The organism is Pseudomonas sp. JQ36, assembly GCF_053851495.1.
The window spans coordinates 2,636,931-2,656,430 of the sequence record NZ_CM132642.1 but is presented as its reverse complement, the minus strand read 5'-3'; the positions used below and the strand labels follow the sequence as shown (position 1 = coordinate 2,656,430).

15 protein-coding genes and 4 tRNA genes are annotated in these 19,500 nt (G+C 60.6%); 16 read left to right on the top strand and 3 right to left on the bottom strand.

Translation table 11 applies throughout. The features are described 5' to 3' along the window. Positions 1–93 precede the first annotated feature (93 nt). From ACS4NR_RS11780 to ACS4NR_RS11730, 11 genes are all read left to right on the top strand, one after another. Positions 94–169 (top strand) — tRNA-Ala (locus ACS4NR_RS11780). A 79-nt stretch (positions 170–248) separates the two neighbouring features. Further along, positions 249–324, top strand: a tRNA-Glu gene (locus tag ACS4NR_RS11775). 53 nt (positions 325–377) lie between these two features. After that, a tRNA-Ala gene (locus tag ACS4NR_RS11770) sits at positions 378–453 on the top strand. An 81-nt stretch (positions 454–534) separates the two neighbouring features. Further along, positions 535–610: transfer RNA gene (locus ACS4NR_RS11765), tRNA-Glu, on the top strand. 181 nt (positions 611–791) lie between these two features. Continuing rightward, positions 792–1,331 carry a TetR/AcrR family transcriptional regulator gene (locus tag ACS4NR_RS11760; protein ID WP_007969225.1) on the top strand — a complete coding sequence of 180 codons (540 nt, stop codon included), beginning with the start codon at positions 792–794 and terminating at the stop codon, positions 1,329–1,331. A 30-nt stretch (positions 1,332–1,361) separates the two neighbouring features. Further along, the gene (locus ACS4NR_RS11755) at positions 1,362–2,195 is read left to right on the top strand and encodes an alpha/beta fold hydrolase (RefSeq protein WP_456020176.1); all 834 of its coding nucleotides are present in this window, start codon (positions 1,362–1,364) and stop codon (positions 2,193–2,195) included. 46 nt (positions 2,196–2,241) lie between these two features. Continuing rightward, positions 2,242–2,691, top strand: coding sequence for an acyl-CoA thioesterase (locus ACS4NR_RS11750; RefSeq protein ID WP_103484401.1), 450 nt, complete (start codon positions 2,242–2,244; stop codon positions 2,689–2,691). 229 nt (positions 2,692–2,920) lie between these two features. Further along, positions 2,921–3,880, top strand: a complete 960-nt coding sequence (locus ACS4NR_RS11745) for a tRNA dihydrouridine synthase (RefSeq protein WP_456020175.1) — start codon at positions 2,921–2,923, stop codon at positions 3,878–3,880. Positions 3,881–4,001: 121 nt separating this feature from the next. After that, positions 4,002–4,448 (top strand): Hsp20 family protein, encoded by a 447-nt coding sequence (locus ACS4NR_RS11740; protein WP_108183245.1) that lies wholly within the window; start codon positions 4,002–4,004, stop codon positions 4,446–4,448. Positions 4,449–4,633: 185 nt separating this feature from the next. After that, entirely contained in the window at positions 4,634–5,329 is a 696-nt protein-coding gene (locus tag ACS4NR_RS11735) for a DUF1266 domain-containing protein (protein WP_456020174.1), read from the top strand. Next, the gene (locus ACS4NR_RS11730; RefSeq protein ID WP_456020173.1) at positions 5,326–8,022 is read left to right on the top strand and encodes a DUF805 domain-containing protein; all 2,697 of its coding nucleotides are present in this window, start codon (positions 5,326–5,328) and stop codon (positions 8,020–8,022) included. Before ACS4NR_RS11735 ends, ACS4NR_RS11730 begins: the two co-directional genes overlap by 4 nt. Here the strand turns inward: ACS4NR_RS11730 and ACS4NR_RS11725 are convergent. The 3 genes from ACS4NR_RS11725 to ACS4NR_RS11715 all read right to left on the bottom strand — a co-directional run bounded on the left by ACS4NR_RS11725 (position 8,019) and on the right by ACS4NR_RS11715 (position 14,034). Then, positions 8,019–9,710 carry an Hsp70 family protein gene (locus ACS4NR_RS11725; RefSeq protein ID WP_456020172.1) on the bottom strand — a complete coding sequence of 564 codons (1,692 nt, stop codon included), beginning with the start codon at positions 9,708–9,710 and terminating at the stop codon, positions 8,019–8,021. The two genes, ACS4NR_RS11730 and ACS4NR_RS11725, sit on opposite strands and share 4 nt — an antisense overlap. Positions 9,711–9,796: 86 nt before the next feature. Continuing rightward, on the bottom strand, positions 9,797–13,075 hold the full coding sequence (locus tag ACS4NR_RS11720) for a sensor domain-containing protein (RefSeq protein ID WP_456020171.1): 3,279 nt from the start codon (positions 13,073–13,075) through the stop codon (positions 9,797–9,799). Positions 13,076–13,143: 68 nt separating this feature from the next. After that, entirely contained in the window at positions 13,144–14,034 is an 891-nt protein-coding gene (locus tag ACS4NR_RS11715) for a LysR family transcriptional regulator (protein WP_007969232.1), read from the bottom strand. A 141-nt stretch (positions 14,035–14,175) separates the two neighbouring features. Here ACS4NR_RS11715 and leuC point away from each other — a divergent pair, with 141 nt between their 5' ends. The 5 genes from leuC (at position 14,176) to asd (ending at position 19,473) form a co-directional block, all read left to right on the top strand. Continuing rightward, positions 14,176–15,594 (top strand): 3-isopropylmalate dehydratase large subunit, encoded by a 1,419-nt coding sequence (gene leuC, locus ACS4NR_RS11710; RefSeq protein WP_095136733.1) that lies wholly within the window; start codon positions 14,176–14,178, stop codon positions 15,592–15,594. A gap of 11 nt (positions 15,595–15,605) precedes the next feature. Beyond that, a complete protein-coding gene (gene leuD / locus ACS4NR_RS11705) occupies positions 15,606–16,250 on the top strand; it encodes a 3-isopropylmalate dehydratase small subunit (protein ID WP_127650408.1) in 645 nt (214 codons plus the stop codon). Between the two features lie 139 nt (positions 16,251–16,389). Next, positions 16,390–17,157: a class I SAM-dependent methyltransferase gene (locus ACS4NR_RS11700; protein WP_456020170.1), complete on the top strand. Its 768-nt coding sequence runs from the start codon at positions 16,390–16,392 to the stop codon at positions 17,155–17,157. 54 nt (positions 17,158–17,211) lie between these two features. Beyond that, on the top strand, positions 17,212–18,294 hold the full coding sequence (gene leuB, locus ACS4NR_RS11695; RefSeq protein ID WP_003226430.1) for a 3-isopropylmalate dehydrogenase: 1,083 nt from the start codon (positions 17,212–17,214) through the stop codon (positions 18,292–18,294). Between the two features lie 66 nt (positions 18,295–18,360). After that, on the top strand, positions 18,361–19,473 hold the full coding sequence (gene asd / locus ACS4NR_RS11690) for an aspartate-semialdehyde dehydrogenase (RefSeq protein ID WP_003226428.1): 1,113 nt from the start codon (positions 18,361–18,363) through the stop codon (positions 19,471–19,473). The last annotated feature ends 27 nt before the right edge of the window (positions 19,474–19,500 follow it).

The window sequence follows — 19,500 nt, the reverse complement described above, 5'->3', positions numbered from 1 at the left end:
CAAAAAACTTTGAAATTTTTCAAAAATAAGTTTGACAGGCTTTCGATACGCCCTTAAGATTCGCCCCGTCCTCAGCGATGACATCAACGATGAGGGGCTATAGCTCAGCTGGGAGAGCGCTTGCATGGCATGCAAGAGGTCGACGGTTCGATCCCGTCTAGCTCCACCAATTTACACTTCGAAGCCTGGCCACGCCGGCTCCGAAGCGATCAACACTCAGCGTTGATCAGTTGTATAGAAGGGTTTGCGTCCCCTTCGTCTAGTGGCCTAGGACACCGCCCTTTCACGGCGGTAACAGGGGTTCGAGTCCCCTAGGGGACGCCAGTTTTACAGAAGCGATGTTGCAAGATGTCGCTCCGCCGCGAGGCGAAAAATCCGGGGCTATAGCTCAGCTGGGAGAGCGCCTGCATGGCATGCAGGAGGTCAGCGGTTCGATCCCGCTTAGCTCCACCAATTTTACAGTTCAAGGTCTGGCCACACCGGCCTTGAATCAGATCAGATCTCAGCACTGATCAGCTGTATAGAAGGGTTTGTGTCCCCTTCGTCTAGTGGCCTAGGACACCGCCCTTTCACGGCGGTAACAGGGGTTCGAGTCCCCTAGGGGACGCCACGATTACCCGCTCTGCGGGATTTATAAGGGTCATTCAATTATTGAATGGCCCTTTTGTTTGTCTGGCGTTTGGCCAATTCTCCTTTTTCCTTACACTGTGCTTCAGACCAGCGGTCATATCCTCGACTTGCGGAATATTATTATGCGAATAATATTCTAGTCGTAATATTCGGAGGCAACGATGAACGATAAAAAAGCTCAAACCCGCGAACGCATCCTCAAGGCTGCCAGCGCCGCACTGATGCAGCGTGGCCCGGCGGATCCCAGCGTGGGCGAAGTGATGGGCGCCGCCGGCCTGACCGTTGGTGGTTTCTACGCGCACTTCGAAAGCAAGGACGCGATGATGCTCGAGGCGTTCAAACAACTGCTCAGCCGTCGACGCGACCTGATTGCCGACATGGATTCCGAGCTGACCGGCGAAGAGCGTCGCGCCCTGGTCGCAGCGTTCTACCTGTCACGCAAGCATCGGGATTCCAGCGACGCCGCGTGTCCGATTCCGGCTTCCATCGGTGAGCTGGGACGTCTGCCGGAGTCGTTCCGCATCGCGCTGAACGAACACCTGGAACTGATGATTGCGCAGTTGGCGTCCAGCCCCGAGGACACCGACAAAGCATTGGCCGATGTGGCGTTGATGGTGGGTGGTCTGGCGCTGGCACGCGCGCTGGGCCCGGGCGATTTATCCGATCGATTGCTGCGCGCTGCCAAGTCGGCGGTGCGTTGACCTGAAGGCAGCACGCCTGAGGAGAAAGCGATGAACACGTTGAAGTGGGTTCGTGGCGTTAATGGCACCTTGGGCTGGATTGCACCGCAACGAGTAGCAAGCAAAATGCGTCAGGCGTTCATGACGCCGCGCACGTTGCCACTGCGCGATTGGGAATTGCCGCTGCTGGCGAGCTCCGAACGCATCACGCTGCGCTTCGGCCTGTCGGCGCTGCGCTGGGGGCAGGGACCGGCGGTGCTGTTGATGCACGGTTGGGAAGGGCGGCCCACGCAGTTTGCGGCGTTGATTACAGCGCTGGTCGAGGCCGGTTACACGGTCGTTGCCCTCGATGGTCCGGCCCATGGTCGTTCGCCGGGGCGTGCAGCCAACGTTGTACTGTTCGCCCGCGCCATGCTCGAAGCGGCCGCCGAATTGCCTCCTCTTCAAGCCGTCATCGGCCACTCCATGGGCGGCGCCAGTGCCATGCTTGCCGTGCAACTGGGCTTGCGCACCGAAACCCTGGTCAGCATCGCAGCTCCCGCACGAATCCTCGGCGTGCTGCGCGGTTTTGCTCGCTATGTCGGCATGCCGCCCAGAGCACGCTCGGCGTTCATCCGCCAGGTCGAGCAGGAGGTCGGCATGCGCGCCGCTACCCTCGATGTCGCGCACTATCAACTGGATATGCCGGGCCTGATCGTGCATGCCGAGGACGACACCTTCGTCTCGGTCAAGGAATCGCAATTGATCCACGAGTCATGGTTCGACAGTCGCCTGCTGCGCCTGGAAAGCGGCGGCCACCAGCGGGTGCTGGCCGACCCTAGGGTGGTTGATGGCGTGTTATCACTGTTGGCGGGGCGCAGCCTTCAAGCGCGGCAATCGGCCTGACATCCGTTACACTGTCCCGGTTGAATAATCTGACCGGGAGTGGGGCATGGGCTGGGATCGGGCAACGCCGTTCACCATTGATCTGCAAGTAGGCGCCGAGGACATCGACGGGCTGGGCCACGCGAACAACGCGGTGTATGTGACCTGGCTCGAACGCTGCGCCTGGCGTCACTCGCAGCGTCTGGGGCTGGACCTGGTCGAGTACCGGCGCCTGGATCGGGCGATGGCCGTGGTGCGTCACGAAATCGATTATCTGGCAGCCGCCTACGAAGGCGACGAACTGCAACTGGCGACCTGGATCGTCGATTGGGATCAGCGCCTGAAAATGACCCGGCACTTCCAGCTGATCCGCCCGAGCGACAACGCCACCCTGCTGCGTGCCCAGACCACTTTCGTCTGCATCGAGCTGTCCAGCGGCAAACCCAAGCGCATGCCGGCGGAGTTCATCGAGGGTTACGGCCCGGCGATCCAGAAACTTGAGACAGTACAGCTCTAATGTGGGAGCGGGCTTGCTCGCGAAGGCGTCGTGTCAGTCAGCATTCATTTGACTGGTCCGCCGCCTTCGCGAGCAAGCCCGCTCCCACAATGATCCCGCGATAAACCACAAAACCTGCTGCAGACCCCAATACCTGTGGGAGCAGGCTCACTCCTACAAGGGATCTGCGGTTTCTTGCGATATCCAGTAAACTGCCGCACGTTTTTTCTTCCTGAGTAGTGTTTTCCCCATGCAAATTGCCCTGGCGCCCATGGAGGGGTTGGTCGACGACATCCTGCGCGACGTGCTGACCCGCGTTGGCGGCATCGACTGGTGCGTGACCGAGTTCATTCGGATCAACGATCAGTTGCTCACCCCGGCCTACTTCCACAAGTTCGGCCCGGAGCTGCTCAACGGCGCCCGCACCCGTTCCGGTGTGCCGCTGCGCGTGCAATTGCTGGGTTCCGACCCGGTGTGCCTGGCGGAAAACGCGGCGCTGGCCTGCGAGCTCGGCTCGGAAGTGATCGACCTGAACTTCGGCTGCCCGGCCAAGACAGTCAACAAATCGCGGGGCGGAGCGGTGCTGCTCAAGGAACCGGAACTGCTCAACTCCATCGTCGAGCACGTGCGTCGTGCCGTGCCGGCACACATTCCGGTCACCGCGAAAATGCGCCTCGGTTTCGACAGCCCGGACGGTTCGCTGGTCTGCGCCACTGCGCTGGCCGAGGGCGGCGCCGAACACATCGTGGTGCACGCCCGGACCAAGGTCGATGGCTACAAGCCGCCAGCGCATTGGGAGTGGATTCCGCGGGTGCAGGAGGTGGTCAAGGTGCCGGTGTTCGCCAATGGCGATATCTGGAGCGTCGAGGACTGGCGCCGCTGCCGCGAGATCAGCGGCGTCGAAGACATCATGCTCGGCCGCGGTCTGGTATCGCGCCCCGATCTGGCCAAACAGATCGCTGCCGCGCGCGCCGGTGAAGAAGTGGTCGAGATGAGTTGGGCCGAGCTGCTGCCGCTGATCCAGGACTTCTGGCTGCAAGCCAAGGCGCAGATGACCGCACGCCAATCGCCGGGTCGCTTGAAGCAATGGCTGGCGATGCTGACGCGCAATTATCCCGAGGCGACCGAGCTGTTTACCGTGCTGCGTCGCGAGACGGAGCCGGACCAGGTCTCGCGTTTGCTCGGTTTGCCGGTCGCCGCCGCAGCCTGAAAAAAATCTGCAAATACTCTCTTGAAATCATTTTGGCGGTCCCTATCTAAGGGTTACGCGATGCCGAATTCGGGTTGCGGAGACACAAAAACTTGCTGATTGTTTTCAGGAGATTTGAACCATGAGTACTGCATTTTCCCTGGCACCACTGTTCCGTTCCTCGGTGGGCTTCGACCGTTTCAACGATCTGTTCGAAACCGCGCTGCGCAACGAGCCAGGCAGCACCTACCCACCCTACAACGTGGAAAAACACGGTGACGATCAATACCGCATCGTCGTAGCGGCCGCCGGTTTCCAGGAAGAAGACCTGGAACTGCAAGTCGAGAAGGGTGTGCTGACCATCAGTGGCGGCAAGCGTGATGCCAACGAAGGCGTGACCTTCCTGCATCAAGGCATTGCCCAGCGTGCTTTCAAGCTGTCCTTCCGCCTGGCCGATCACATCGAGATCAAGGCCGCCGATCTGAGCAACGGTCTGCTGAGCATCGACCTGTTGCGGGTGATCCCGGAAGAAGCGAAAGCCAAGCGCATCCCGATCAACGGGGCGCAAAAGCCGGTTCTGCAGCACTGATTCACGTGCAGACACAAAATGCCTGAACAGGCGCTGAGCCGCTGAATGAAGGCCCCGATCCGTCGGGGCCTTTTTTGTGGGCGCAAGAAAAGGGCTGTTCGACTTTGCCCCTGACAGCGGTTTCTCTACAATCCGCCACAGTTTTGCCGGCCCCACTCCTTGGCGGTCGGCCTGGAGCCTTTTTCATGGACGAGATTCAACAGCGCTGGCTGTGCGCCCTTTCTGCGCCAATGGCTGCGCTCAATACCGGGGCTGGGTACGACGACCCCGCGTTCTGCGATGACCAATACATCGATCTGAAAGACAGCTGGGGGATCGATGATCGGCGGCAATTGTTCGACATGCTCGAATGGATGACCGATGACGGCCATGCCAAGCATCTCAGTGGGGCCTATCTGGCTTGGCAGCGTTGTCTGCCGAGTCAATGGCAGACGTTGCTCGAAGAAATGAAGCCCCGCGAGCGTGTCCTGCATGAATTCGCCAGCCGCACGTTCGGCAGCTGCGGTCCCGGGGGGATTTTGTCCTGGGATTACGGGCGGATGGGGTTTCTCCTGCGTTGTGCGGTACGCAATCAGTGGATCGATCTTGTCGAGAGCAATTGGCTGCACAGTCGCTTGGCCATCAGGGCACAATTTCACTACGGCAGCTGGATGGCTTATTTCAATGGTTTTGTGGTGGGTCGGACCTTTTGGAGCTGCCTGAGCACCAGCGATGACGAGTTGGCTTGCGAGCTGGACCGACAGGGCAACAGCGCCCACAACCTGCGGATTACCCGTGGCCTTGCGCAGAACATTCCGCACTTTCTGGCCGATTTGCCTTGGCACATGGAAATCGATCTGCCGCCACGGCCGGCATCGCTCAAGGAGTTCGACTGGTCATGAGTTGCTGGATCCGACTGGGCATCGAGCCTACTACTGACGAAAACCTGATTCGCAATGCCTACCGCGCACGCCTGCCGGCGCATCATCCAGAGACCGATCCGGAGGGCTTTCAGGCGTTGCGCATGGCTTACGAAAACGCCCTGCGACTGGCCCGGGAAGACGAGGTGGAACAACTCGAACCCGAGGTCGAAGACTCAGAGCAGAATGTCCTCGAGGTCCCGCAGGCGTTCGTGGATTTCTGCGAACTGCTTGACGATCCCGCGCGGCGGTTCAAGTTCGCGGCGTGGCAGGCATTTGTCCAGGCACTGGATGAATTGTCACTGGATGAGCTCGATGAACTCAGATGGGGGCTCTACCACCGGATGGCGGGTGCCGGACCGTTGTCCTACCGTTGCGCTAACTTGTTAGCCAAGCGTATGGCCTGGGATCAACTGTTGCTGGATCTGGAGTTCGATGATGCACATCGGGTGGAAGCCTTTCTGCAGCGAATCGAAACGCCCGACCCATTCGACACGGATCTGATGAGCGCCTGGTCAGAGGCGGCGCAGACTGAATCGCTGTGGTACGCCCGTAGCCTCGACTTCATCTTCTCTCAGCGCCCCCTCCATGAGTTCACCGACTTCGCCAGTCAGCACACTTGCCTGCCGTTGCCGGATGATGCTGTGTTCATCAAGCGCTTGCTGGTGCAGTTCACTCAAGCGGGAATTGGTACGTCGACATTTTTGCAGTGCTGTGTCGAACAGCAACTTGCAGCGCCGGATGATGTGGACTGGCTGTATTTGTTGGCGTGTCAGAACAGCTTGTTGGGCCGGGACGATCAGGCATTGCCTTGCTGGATCCGGCTGTGGAACGAACATCGTCATCCGATGGCCGAAAGCCGTCTGCTGGAACTGTGTGCCAAGCGACAGCCGACCTTTCTACCGCTGCTGATTCAGGCATTCGATCGTCTGCAGGACTGCGCTGACTGGCCAGAGGATCTCGGGGATGAACGCCAAGTATATGGCAGTCCGTCACAACGCCCGGAGACGCTGAATCGTTGGCTGGATGTCGAGCAGTTGCAGCTTGATAGTCTGGCGCAGAGCTTTGTCGACTGCCGCGTGACGGGCGATGAACTCCCATTGTTAGCACAGCTGTTGGGCGAAAATGCCGACAGCCGATTGCTGCAGCTGTACCGGCATGCCTGGGCGCTGCATCGAGGGGATTCGGCGTTGCTGCAGCAGATTCTGGATGCGCCGCTGCCGGTCGATGCGCTCGAAAGCCTGGTGCTGAGCGGTTTCAAATATCAGGCCGGGCAGCATCTGCGCTGGTTGAGCAGTGCCCCGATTGCGCAGGCGATGGACGCGTTCTGCGAGGCGGACGCGATTTCGCGGAACTTGCCCGAGGTGCTGACAAAAGGCGAAACGCACAAGGTCTGTCGTTTGTGGCTGCGACGCTTGCGGCCCTACAGCGCCGCCGCGCTGGAGCGAATGGCCGAAGCGTTCAGCCTGAGCGTCGTCAAAGACGACTGCGACTTGTCCGAACTCGATCTGCTGCTGCAGTTGAGCCGTCGCGGTATTGAATTGCCGCCGGTTGGCTTGGGGCAGGCCACATGGGAATGGAGTGCCCAGACCCTGTTTTTACTGGCGTTGCTGGAGCAGCCCGAGCGTTGGCTGCAGTTGATTGATGCACAGTGCCTGGAGCGCCTGTCATTCAATCCTGCTCATCCTTTGGCTCGGTTGCAGCCACTGTTGCAGCGCTTGCGGCGTGAGCAAGGCAGTTGCGACGGTTTACTGGGCTGGCTGCAAGGCGATGATCCGGTTCATGGTTTGTTGGTGCAGCAATTGTTCAGCGTGCAACAGGCTCTCGACAGCGCCAGACTGCCTGCCAATACCTTGCTTTACACCTGCGTCGAAAGCGACCGGGAAGCCTGCGGTGGCGATCTGCTGGGTTTGTTGATGTTCTGGGGCGTGCTCTATCACGACCCGAGCCTGGGCGCCGAACAGCATCGTGCCTTGTTGCAGTCGATCGCGGCGGTCAGTTGTGAGGACGACTGGTTCGAAGGTTTTCGCGACGGCTTGATCAAGGGCGAGCCGGTGTGGCCGCCACGCAAGGTGTTGTCGGATTTTGGTGTCGACAAACTGCTGGCGTATGAGGCACTGGATGCACTCAAGGGGTTGATTCGTTATGGCGCTGCGGGTGTGCCGAAGACCCGAGTGCTGCGCCAGCTGCAGCGGGGCAAAGATGACGTGCAGAACAGTATCGGGTTGCGGCTGGCATTGTGTGCCTTGCTGTCCTGGTCGGAACGGTTACTGCTGGCTAACAGTGATATTCAGCCGGTACCGGCGGGTGCGATCTGGCGCCTGGGGACTCGGCTGGGGCGCAAGGCTTTTATCGCTCAGGTTCTGGGGGTTGTGGTGATTACACCGGTGGCAGGTCTGATCAGTGGCACCACGGCCTCTGGCATTCTGATCCTGTTACTCGGTGTCCTGCTGTTGCTCGGCGCCATTCTGCGCCGGTTGCACGACATGGGCCGGGGCATACCCACGTTGCTGATATGCATGGCGCTGTCACCGGTCCTGCCATTTTTGCCATTGGTGCTGTTCGGTTTTCCGGGAGATAAATTACCCAACCGCTACGGCGTGCCGCCGGACAGCGGTGGTAGCGACATGCTGTCCGGCGGCCTGCAGGCCGCATTACGCCGGCTCAACGGCTAAAGGCGCAGCTGATCCAGCGCCTTGTTGAGCTCCGAGCGGTGGCTGGCAATCTCTGACGGTTGCTGGCCGCCGAGTACCGTAGTGAACCTGTGCAGCCATTCGGCAATGCTTTCGCGTTGCGTGCCGAGGCTCTGCATCCAAGCGCGCTCCAGGCGGGCCAGCAATGTGCGGTTGGGTAATGCATCACGTGGATGGACCTTGAGTGTGGACAGGCGGTTGTGGCTTTCCCTTCGCGCCTGTTCATCTAGCCCCGTGGGGCTGCGGTCAATACTGTGGCTGTGGCGATCACCGGTTTCGAGCAGCGTGACGTCGACTTCGAGCAATCCATTGATGTCGTAACTGAAGCGCACATCCAGTTCCTGAATGTGATCGCAGGGCGTCAAGTCGACATCGAAAGCGTCAATCAGGATGTTGTCGCGTACCCACGGCCGTTCGCCCTGATAGACCGCAATGCGGATCTGTGCCTGACGGGGATGGGTGGTGTGATAGCGCTCCACCCGTGACGTCGGGATGATGGTGTTACGTTCGATGATCGGCGAAAAGGCACCGTCGATGCCGTTGCCGCGCATGGTCGCAATTCCCAGCGTGTAAGGGCAGACATCGGTCAGGATCAATTCTTCCACCGCACCATCACGCGCCTTGCACGCAGCTTGCGTGGCCGCGCCGAGTGCAACGATGGTGTCCGGGTCGAGATGCCGATACGGCAAGCGTCCAAATAGCGTGGCGACCATTTGCTGCACCGCTGGCATTCGCGTGGCGCCACCGACCAGCACTAGGCTGTCGAGATCCCTAGGCTTCAGGCGTGCATCGCGCAGAGCCTGTTCGATCGGTGCGCGCAATCGTGCGAGCAATGGCTCCCAGATCTTCACGGCGGCGGCTTCGTCCAGCGACCATTCAAATGACCGGTCGGCATGGTGCCAGCGCAATGACTGGGTGCCTTCGCCGAGTTTGCACTTGAGCTGCTCCAACGCGTCGCCAAGGCTGGCCATGCCTTGAGCATCGATCGTTGACGGGGTCAGTTGCCAGTTTTTCAGGCAGGCTTGCAACAGCGCATCGGTGAAGTCTTCGCCACCGAGGAAGTTGTCGCCGGTAGAGGCGTGCACTTCGATCAGCGGCAGTGCGTATTCCAGCACCGTGACGTCGAAGGTGCCGCCACCCAGATCGAAGATCAATGTGCGCTCGAACTTTTGCTCGTGCAGCCCATAGGCCATCGCGGCAGCGGTCGGTTCATTGATCAGGCGTGTGACCGACAGGCCGGCCAGTTCGGCGGCGAACAGGGTGCGCTTGCGTTGCTCGTCACTGAAATACGCTGGCACCGAAATCACCGCTTCAGAGACCGGGTAGCCGAGAAATGCTTCGGCGTCCTGTTTGAGCGAGCCGAGCACCAGCGCCGACAATTCTTCCGGGCTGAAGTGGCGATTCCCGAGTTCGATCCGCTTGTCGCTGCCCATGAAGCGCTTGAAGGCAGCGGCTGTGCGATCGGGATGCGTGGTCAGGCGAGCGCGGGCGGCTTTGCCGACCAGAATCGTGTCATCTTCATCGAGACTGACCACTGACGGGGTGAGTACCTCGCCGAGGGCGTTGGGGATCAATCGGGCCTGACCGTCCTGCCAGACGGCGATCAGGCTGTTGGTGGTGCCAAGGTCAATGCCCAGCAGGGCTGGGCGGGGAAGGGTTGCATCCTGCATGATCGATCTCGAAACAGCGCAAAAAACGCGACCCTACAGGTTGTCGCAAATCCTGACAATTATTGATCTGTTGCAAGCTGCCCGCCTCACGACAGCATCTTTTTCAACGCCTCCAACGCCACTGGCCGACTGTGCAGATAGCCCTGATATAAATGGCAGCCGAGACCTTGCAGGAACGCCAGTTGCTCCGGCGTCTCCACGCCTTCGGCAATCACCTCCAGTTCCAGGCTGCGGGCCATGGCGACGATGGCGCGGATGATCTCGGCGTCGTTTGGGTCGGTGGTTGCGTCGCGGATGAACGACTGGTCGATTTTCAGGGTGTCCACCGGCAGGCGCTTGAGGTAGGTCAGCGATGAATAGCCGGTGCCGAAATCGTCCATGGCGAAGCTCACGCCGAGTTTTTTAAGGCGGCGCATCTTGATGATGGTGTCATCCAGATTCTGGATGACGATGCCTTCGGTGATCTCCAGTTTCAGCAGCGAGCAGGGCAGGCCGTGGCTGCTCATGCTGTGTTCGATGCGTTCGACGAAGTCGTTCTGGCGGAACTGCCGTGGGCTGATGTTCACGCACAGGCTGAAGTTGAGTGGATCGACCAGTTTCAGCGCGATCAGTTGTTTGAACGCCCCGCACGCCTCGTCGAGGATCCAGGTGCCGACTTCCAGAATCAGGCCGCTGTCCTCCAGCACCTTGATGAATTCGGTGGGCGATTGCGCGCCGAGTTCCGGGTGGTTCCAGCGCACCAGCGCTTCGGCGCCGATGATGCGGTTGTCCTGCGCATCGACCTGCGGCTGGTAGTGCACGTTGAACTCGCCGCGCGACAGTGCCAGGCGCAGATCGGTCTCCATGCGCAGCCGTTCGCTGGCCGCCTTCTGCATGGTGTTGTGGTACATCTGCGTGGTGTTACGCCCGGAGTCCTTGGCCCGGTACAGGGCGATGTCGGCGCGCTTGAGCAGGTCGGTCGGGGTCGAGCCGTGATCGGGAATCAGCGCCACGCCGATGCTCGGTGTCACTTGCAGGCGCTGGCCGTCGAGGAACATCGGCTCCGACAGCAGCTCGCGAATGGTGTCGGCCAGTTCCCGCACTTGTGCACTGACCTCGTTGCGCGTGCCTTCGAGGCCGCTGAGCAGCACCACGAACTCATCGCCGCCGAGACGCGCCACCGTGTCCTCCATGCGCACGCTGGCTTCGAGTCGCGCGGTGATGATTTTCAGCACCGTATCGCCGACCGGATGACCCAGCGAGTCGTTGATGTGCTTGAAGTGGTCAAGGTCGAGGAACAGCAGCGCACCGCGTAGGTTGTGGCGCTTGAGCAGGGCGATCTGCTGGCTCAGGCGATCCATCAGCAGGGCGCGGTTGGGCAGATTGGTCAGCGGGTCGTGATAGGCCAGATGGCGGATCTGCGCTTCGGCGTTTTTCAACAGGCTGACGTCCCGGGCGGTCAGCAGCAGGCACGCCGTTTCGTTGAGGGTGATCGGTTCGATCGACACTTCAACGGTCAGCAACTCACCGCGTTTGTTGCGCCCGAGCATTTCCTGATGGTGTACGCGGCCCTTGATCTGCAGTTCGGCGAGCAGCGCCGAGCGTTGTTTCTCTTCGGCCCAGATGCCGATCTGGTACACGGTTTTGCCCACCACCTCGTCGGCACGATAACCGGTGAGGCGGCAGAAACCGTCGTTGACCTCCAGATAGCGCCCGGTGTCACGTTCGGTGATGGTGATTGCGTCGGGGCTGGAGTGGAACGCCTTGGCGAATTTCTCTTCACTGGCCTTGAGTGCGGCCTCGGAGCGCTGCTGTTGAGTGATGTCGCGCAGGGTGGTGACGATGCACGGCTGATTGCCGACGCTGATCTGCCGGCTGGAAATCACGCACGTCAGCGACTGGCCGTCCTTGTGCTGGACGATGATCGCGACATTGCTCAGACCCTGTTCGCGGATCACCCGCTCGATGCGTTGCAGGCTTTTCGCCGAGGCGTCCCACAGGCCGATGTCTTCGGCGGTGCGCCCGATCACGTCGGCGGCGCTCCAGCCGAAGGTCTGGGTAAAGCTGTTGTTGATCTCGATGAACTCGCCGCTGTCCTGGCGGGTGACGCAGATCGGGTCGGGGCTGACCTGGAACAGCGTGGCGAATTTCTCTTCCGAAGCGACCAGACGTTGCTCGCGCTCGACCTGATCGGTGATGTCCAGCAGCGTCCCGGCCATGCGCAGCGGCGCGCCGTTTTCGTCGCGATACAGGCGGGCGCGGCTTTCCAGATAGCGCGAGCTGCCGTCGGGCAGTTGCACGCGATAGGTCAGTTGATAATTGCCGGCCGGGCCTTCGCGCAGGCTGCGGTAGGCGTCGCGCATGCTGTCGCGCTCCTCGCCGGGCACGCCTTCGAAGAACTCCTCGAACGATTCGTGAAACGGGATCGGCTCCAGCCCGTGCAATTGCGCGGCCCGCGCCGAGCCGTAGAGCATGCCGCTGGGAATGTGCCAATCCCAGGTGCCGAGCTGCGCCGAGTCCAGCGCCAGATCTAGACGTTCCTGGCTGTCTTTCAAGGCGTGTTCGGCGGCCTTGCGTTCGGTGGTGTCGAGAAAAGTGCTGAGCAGATACGGTTGGCCTTCGAGTTCGACCTTCTGCGCGCTGAGAATGCCGTCATGAATCTGCCCGTTGCTGGCGCGGAACTGCACTTCCATGCTGATCAATTCGCCTTTGGCCTTGGTCTTTTTAACCAGTTCGGCGCGTTGCTCCGGGTGCACCCACAGGCCCAGTTCCAGCGTGGTGCGACCGATGGCGTCCTGGACCGGCCAGCCGAACAGGCTTTCGAAATACTGGTTGGCTTCGGTGATCAGGCCGTCTTCCTGGCGCGTCAGCAGCACCATGTTCGGGCACAGGTGAAAGAGTGTGGCGAAACGTTTCTCCGAGCTGCTGAGGGCCTGTTCGCGTTGCCGTTGGTGGGTGATTTCGCGAATCACCCCGATCATTCGGGGACGGCCGTTTTTATCCGGCAGCAGGCTGCCGCTGATCTCCAGCCAGTGCAGGCTGCCGTCGGGCCAGCGGATGCGGTGGTGCATCGCCTGCTCCAGCGGGGCGCCGGCAATCACCGCGTCGAAGGCGCGCACGGTTTTCGCCCGGTCTTCAGGCGGCAGCAGGTCCAGATATTCCAGATCCCGCGGCAGCGGTTGCCGTGGATCGAAGCCGAACAGCGCCTGAGTGCCCCGTGACCAACTGATCTGCCCGCGCTCGATGTCCCAATACCACGCGCCGAGCCGGGCACCGTTGAGCGCGGCGAGCAATTGCGGCGCACTCTCCCAGCTCTGCTCGGAACGTCGCGGATCAATGGCCTGAATACGCGGCATCGGCGGAATTCGGTCAACAGATTTCGGCATTGTTAACGGGCCTTGAGCTGATGGTGGCGTTAGGCACAGGGACAGCGGCTCTATAGGAGTAGCACAAGTTAGCCTGGAGTCCCTGGCAGATCGATTTGCGCATCCAGCAAGGCCATGAAAGCCCTTGCCGCATTCGACAGCGTCCGTTCGGTGTGCACGATATAGCCTAGCTGGCGACTGAGCTGTATGCCCGGCAAAGGTATGCGCGCCACCTGTTCATCAAGCATGGTGCGTGGCAGAACACTCCAGGCCAGACCAATGGAGACCATCATCTTGATGGTTTCCAGGTAGTTGGTGCTCATGGCGATGTTCGGCGTCAGCCCTTGGGCTTCGAACAAGCGTTGGACAATGTGATGAGTAAAGGTGTTGCCCCCGGGAAAAACCGCCGGATGACCGGCAATGTCCGCCAGACTCACCGCGCCATTGCTGATCAGCGAATGTTCCGGCGCCACCACGAAATCCAGCGGGTCGTCCCACACCGGCGTGGCTTTGACCAGCGTGTGCGGCTCCGGCGCCAGGGTGATCACGGCCAGTTCTGCACGGCCATGGAGAATTTCTTCGTAGGCCACTTCCGAATCGAGGAACTGAATATCCAGCGCCACCTGTGGGTAGCGGCGGGTGAACTCTCTTAACAGGGGCGGCAAACGGTGCAGGCCGATGTGGTGACTGGTGGCCAGGGTCAGCCGGCCGCTGACTTCGCCGGTCAGGTTGGTCAGGGCACGGCGGGTGTCGTCCAGCACGTTGAGAATCTGATAAGCCCGGGGCAGCAGGGCGCGGCCGGCCTCGGTCAGGCCGACTTCACGACCGAGTCGGTCGAACAGCCGCACCTTCAATTGTTGCTCTAGCCCGGCGATGCGTTTGCTGATCGCCGGTTGCGTCAGATGCAGGCGTTCCCCGGCGCCGGAGAAGCTGCCGGTCTCGGCGATGGCGATAAAAGCATTGAGGTTGGCCAGATCCATGGTTTGTATTCCAGTTGGTTATCCAAAGCATAAAAAATATGAATTTGAGTTATTTAATGTAACCCCATAGGATCGGCCTCACAAGCCAAAGGGTTATTGATAAGCCCAGGGCATAGAAACAAGCTGATGAGGAACCGTCTGATGGCCGGCAAAACGCTCTACGACAAGCTCTGGGATTCGCATTTGGTCAAACAGCGCGACGATGGCTCGGCGCTGATCTATATCGATCGTCACATCATCCACGAAGTGACCTCGCCGCAAGCCTTCGAAGGCCTGCGTCTGGCCGGGCGCAAGCCTTGGCGCATCGATGCCAACATCGCGACCCCGGACCACAACGTACCGACCACACCGGAGCGCAAGGGCGGCATCGAAGCCATTGCCGATCAGGTTTCGCGTTTGCAGGTTCAGACCCTCGATGACAACTGTGATGAGTACGGGATTGTCGAGTTCAAGATGAACGACATCCGTCAGGGCATCGTCCACGTGATCAGCCCGGAGCAGGGCGCAACCTTGCCGGGCATGACCGTGGTCTGCGGCGACTCGCACACCTCGACCCACGGCGCTTTCGGTGCCTTGGCACACGGGATCGGCACTTCCGAGGTCGAGCACGTGCTCGCCACCCAGTGCCTGGTGGCGAAGAAAATGAAGAACATGCTGGTACGCGTCGAAGGCCAGTTGCCGTTCGGCGTGACCGCCAAGGACATCGTCCTTGCGGTGATCGGCAAGATCGGCACTGCCGGCGGTAACGGCCACGCCATCGAATTCGCCGGCAGCGCGATCCGCGATTTGTCCGTCGAAGGCCGCATGACCATCTGCAACATGTCCATCGAAGCCGGCGCCCGCGTGGGCCTGGTGGCTGCCGACGAGAAGACCGTCGAGTACGTCAAGGGCCGTCCGTTTGCGCCGAAAGGCGCGCAGTGGGATCAGGCGGTTGAAGCCTGGAAAGACCTGGTCTCCGACGCGGATGCCAAGTTCGACACCGTAGTTGAACTCGATGCTGCGCAGATCAAGCCGCAAGTCAGTTGGGGCACTTCGCCTGAAATGGTCCTGGCCGTTGATCAGAACGTGCCGGATCCGGCCAAAGAGATGGATCTGGTCAAGCGCGATTCGATCGTCCGCGCCCTGAAATACATGGGTTTGACCGCCAATCAGGCGATTACCGACATTCAGCTGGATCGCGTGTTCATCGGCTCCTGCACCAACTCGCGTATCGAAGACTTGCGCGCTGCGGCCGTGATCGCCAAGGGCCGCAAAGTCGCTTCGACGATCAAGCAGGCAATCGTGGTGCCGGGTTCGGGTCTGGTGAAGGCGCAGGCGGAAGCCGAAGGTCTCGACAAGATCTTCCTCGAAGCCGGTTTCGAATGGCGTGAGCCGGGTTGCTCGATGTGCCTGGCGATGAACCCGGACCGTTTGGAGTCCGGCGAGCATTGCGCCTCGACCTCCAACCGTAACTTCGAAGGCCGTCAGGGCGCCGGTGGTCGTACCCACCTCGTGAGCCCGGCCATGGCCGCTGCGGCGGCGGTGAATGGTCGTTTCATTGACGTTCGTGAATTGATCTAAAGGAGCGCAGCATGAAAGCTTTTACCCAGCACACTGGTCTTGTCGCGCCTCTGGATCGTGCCAACGTCGACACCGACCAGATCATTCCCAAGCAGTTCTTGAAGTCGATCAAACGCACCGGTTTCGGCCCGAACCTGTTCGACGAGTGGCGTTACCTGGATGTCGGCCAGCCGTATCAGGACAACTCCAAGCGTCCGTTGAACAAGGAGTTCGTGCTCAACGCCGAGCGTTATCAGGGCGCCAGTGTGTTGCTGGCCCGTGAAAACTTCGGTTGCGGCTCCAGCCGTGAACACGCCCCGTGGGCACTGGAAGAATACGGTTTCCGCAGCATCATCGCGCCGAGCTACGCCGACATCTTCTTCAACAACAGCTTCAAGAACGGCTTGCTGCCGATCATCCTGAGCGACGCTGAAGTCGATGAATTGTTCAAGCAGGTCGAGGCCGAGCCGGGCTATCAATTGCAGATCGATCTGCAGGCGCAGACCGTGACTCGCCCGGATGGCAAGGTGTACAGCTTCGAGATCGACGCGTTCCGCAAGCATTGCCTGCTCAATGGTCTGGACGATATCGGCCTGACCTTGCAGGACGGTGATGCGATTGCGGCGTTCGAGGCCAAGCATCGTGTGAGCCAGCCGTGGTTGTTCCGCGACGCATAAGCCAGATTTGAGATTGATGTCGTCAGGGCTGTCCTCTTCGCGAGCAAGCCCGCTCCCACATTTGAAATGCATTCCCCTGTGGGAGCGGGCTTGCTCGCGAAGAGGCCGGCCCAAACAACACAAATACCAGGAAGTGACTATGACCAGCACCGCCCAGCACAGTCAGGTTGTACAAAAGCAATTCGGTGAACAGGCCGCCGCCTACCTGAGCAGCGCCGTTCACGCTCAAGGCACCGAATTCGCGCTGCTACAGGCTGAACTGGCCGGGCAGGGCGAAGCCCGGGTGCTGGACCTGGGGTGCGGCGCCGGTCATGTGAGTTTTCATGTGGCGCCACTGGTCAAGGAAGTGGTGGCCTACGACCTGTCGCAGCAGATGCTCGATGTGGTGGCCGCTGCGGCGGTTGATCGCGGCATGAACAACATTGCCACGGTCAACGGCGCCGCCGAGCGCCTGCCGTTTGCCGATGGCGAATTCGATTTCGTGTTCAGCCGTTATTCGGCGCACCATTGGAGCGACCTCGGGGTGGCCCTGCGCGAAGTGCGCCGGGTGCTGAAACCGGGTGGCGTGGCGGCGTTCGTCGACGTGTTGTCACCGGGCAGTCCGTTGTTCGACACTTACCTGCAAAGCGTCGAAGTGCTGCGCGACACCAGTCACGTGCGCAATTATTCCGCCGCTGAGTGGTTGCGTCAGGTCAGCGAGGCCGGGCTGCATACCCGCAGCACCACCCGTCAGCGCCTGCGTCTGGAGTACAGCAGTTGGGTCGAGCGCATGCGCACGCCCGAAGTGATGCGCGCCGCGATCCGCCAGTTGCAGCAGTCGATGGGCAACGAAGTGCGCGAATATTTTGAGATTGATGCCGACGGCTCGTTCAGTACTGATGTAATCGTATTGATGGCTGAGCGATAAGAATTTTTCCGGGCGCGCCCTGAGTGGCGCACCGATTGAAGACACGAGGAAAGCATGAGCAAGCAGATTCTGATTCTCCCAGGTGACGGTATTGGTCCGGAAATCATGGCCGAGGCGGTCAAGGTGCTGGAACTGGCCAACGACAAGTACAGCCTGGGCTTCGAGCTGAGCCATGACGTGATCGGTGGTGCCGCCATCGACAAGCATGGCGTGCCGCTGGCCGACGAAACCCTTGATCGTGCCCGTGCTGCCGACGCCGTCCTGCTGGGCGCCGTGGGCGGCCCGAAATGGGACACCATCGAGCGTGACATCCGCCCTGAGCGTGGTCTGCTGAAAATCCGTGCACAACTGGGCCTGTTCGGCAACCTGCGTCCGGCGATCCTCTACCCGCAACTGGCCGACGCTTCGAGCCTGAAGCCGGAAATCGTTGCCGGTCTGGACATCCTGATCGTCCGTGAGCTGACCGGCGGCATCTACTTCGGCGCGCCACGCGGCACCCGCACCCTGGAAAACGGCGAGCGTCAGTCCTACGACACCCTGCCGTACAGCGAAAGCGAAATCCGCCGCATCGCCCGCGTCGGTTTCGACATGGCCATGGTTCGCGGCAAGAAACTGTGCTCGGTGGACAAGGCCAACGTGCTGGCGTCCAGCCAACTGTGGCGTGAAGTGGTCGAGCAGGTCGCCAAGGATTACCCTGAAGTCGAGCTGAGCCACATGTACGTCGACAACGCCGCCATGCAGTTGGTGCGCGCACCGAAGCAGTTCGACGTGATCGTCACCGACAACATGTTCGGCGACATCCTGTCCGACGAAGCCTCGATGCTCACCGGTTCGATCGGCATGCTGCCGTCGGCTTCGCTGGATTCGAACAACAAGGGCATGTACGAGCCGTGCCACGGTTCGGCGCCGGACATCGCCGGCAAAGGCATTGCCAACCCGTTGGCGACCATCTTGTCGGTGTCGATGATGCTGCGTTACAGCTTCAATCTGCACGATGCGGCCGATGCCATCGAGAAAGCCGTCAGCGTGGTGCTGGATCAAGGCTTGCGTACCGGTGACATCTATTCGGCCGGTTGCACTAAAGTCGGAACGCAGGAAATGGGTGACGCAGTAGTCGCCGCGCTGCGGAATCTGTAATCTCTCGGGCCCGCTGCGAAATTCAATACAAAGCAGCGGCCCACTTTTCAAGAAGGTGTAGTTGCGATGAAACGTGTAGGTCTGATCGGTTGGCGCGGCATGGTCGGTTCCGTGCTCATGCAGCGGATGCTGGAAGAGCAGGATTTCGATCTTATCGAGCCGGTGTTTTTCACCACTTCCAATGTCGGTGGCCAAGGCCCGTCCGTGGGCAAGGATATTGCTCCGCTCAAGGACGCTTACAGCATTGAAGAGCTGAAAACCCTCGACGTGATCCTGACCTGCCAGGGCGGCGACTACACCAGCGAAGTGTTCCCGAAGCTGCGCGAGGCCGGCTGGCAGGGTTACTGGATCGACGCGGCTTCCAGCCTGCGCATGAACGATGACGCGGTCATCATTCTCGACCCGGTCAACCGCAAGGTCATCGACCAGCAACTGGACGCGGGCACCAAGAACTACATCGGCGGCAACTGCACCGTCAGCCTGATGCTGATGGGCCTGGGCGGTCTGTTCGAGGCTGGTCTGGTCGAGTGGATGAGCGCCATGACGTATCAGGCGGCCTCCGGTGCCGGCGCGCAGAACATGCGTGAACTGATCAAGCAGATGGGCGCGACCCACGCTGCGGTGGCCGATCAACTGGCAGACCCTGCCAGCGCGATCCTCGACATCGACCGTCGCGTGGCCGAAGCCATGCGCAGCGACGCGTACCCGACCGAGAACTTCGGTGTACCACTGGCCGGCAGCCTGATCCCGTGGATCGACAAGGAACTGCCGAACGGCCAGAGCCGTGAAGAGTGGAAGGCCCAGGCCGAGACCAACAAGATCCTCGGCCGCTTCAAGAGCCCGATCCCGGTCGACGGCATTTGCGTGCGCATCGGCGCCATGCGTTGCCACAGCCAGGCGCTGACCATCAAGCTGAACAAAGACGTGCCGATCGCTGATATCGAAGGGCTGATCAGCCAGCACAACCCTTGGGTCAAACTGGTGCCGAACAACCGCGACATCAGCATGCAGGAGCTGAGCCCGACCAAGGTCACCGGCACCCTGAACGTGCCGGTGGGTCGTCTGCGCAAGCTGAACATGGGTTCGCAATTCGTCGGTGCGTTCACCGTCGGCGACCAACTGCTGTGGGGTGCGGCCGAACCGCTGCGCCGCATGCTGCGGATTTTGCTGGAGCGTTGATCGCTTGATGCAATGAAAGAACCCGTG

Bases quoted from the DNA above. Each gene is read 5' to 3' on its own strand.
- ACS4NR_RS11725 (WP_456020172.1), bottom strand. From the start codon at position 9,710: ATGCAGGATGCAACCCTTCCCCGCCCAGCCCTGCTGGGCATTGACCTT.
- ACS4NR_RS11755 (WP_456020176.1), top strand. From the start codon at position 1,362: ATGAACACGTTGAAGTGGGTTCGTGGCGTTAATGGCACCTTGGGCTGG.
- ACS4NR_RS11735 (WP_456020174.1), top strand. From the start codon at position 4,634: ATGGACGAGATTCAACAGCGCTGGCTGTGCGCCCTTTCTGCGCCAATG.
- ACS4NR_RS11750 (WP_103484401.1), top strand. From the start codon at position 2,242: ATGGGCTGGGATCGGGCAACGCCGTTCACCATTGATCTGCAAGTAGGC.
- ACS4NR_RS11740 (WP_108183245.1), top strand. From the start codon at position 4,002: ATGAGTACTGCATTTTCCCTGGCACCACTGTTCCGTTCCTCGGTGGGC.
- asd (WP_003226428.1), top strand. From the start codon at position 18,361: ATGAAACGTGTAGGTCTGATCGGTTGGCGCGGCATGGTCGGTTCCGTG.
- ACS4NR_RS11730 (WP_456020173.1), top strand. From the start codon at position 5,326: ATGAGTTGCTGGATCCGACTGGGCATCGAGCCTACTACTGACGAAAAC.
- ACS4NR_RS11720 (WP_456020171.1), bottom strand. From the start codon at position 13,075: ATGCCGAAATCTGTTGACCGAATTCCGCCGATGCCGCGTATTCAGGCC.
- leuB (WP_003226430.1), top strand. From the start codon at position 17,212: ATGAGCAAGCAGATTCTGATTCTCCCAGGTGACGGTATTGGTCCGGAA.
- ACS4NR_RS11760 (WP_007969225.1), top strand. From the start codon at position 792: ATGAACGATAAAAAAGCTCAAACCCGCGAACGCATCCTCAAGGCTGCC.
- leuD (WP_127650408.1), top strand. From the start codon at position 15,606: ATGAAAGCTTTTACCCAGCACACTGGTCTTGTCGCGCCTCTGGATCGT.
- ACS4NR_RS11700 (WP_456020170.1), top strand. From the start codon at position 16,390: ATGACCAGCACCGCCCAGCACAGTCAGGTTGTACAAAAGCAATTCGGT.
- ACS4NR_RS11715 (WP_007969232.1), bottom strand. From the start codon at position 14,034: ATGGATCTGGCCAACCTCAATGCTTTTATCGCCATCGCCGAGACCGGC.
- ACS4NR_RS11745 (WP_456020175.1), top strand. From the start codon at position 2,921: ATGCAAATTGCCCTGGCGCCCATGGAGGGGTTGGTCGACGACATCCTG.
- leuC (WP_095136733.1), top strand. From the start codon at position 14,176: ATGGCCGGCAAAACGCTCTACGACAAGCTCTGGGATTCGCATTTGGTC.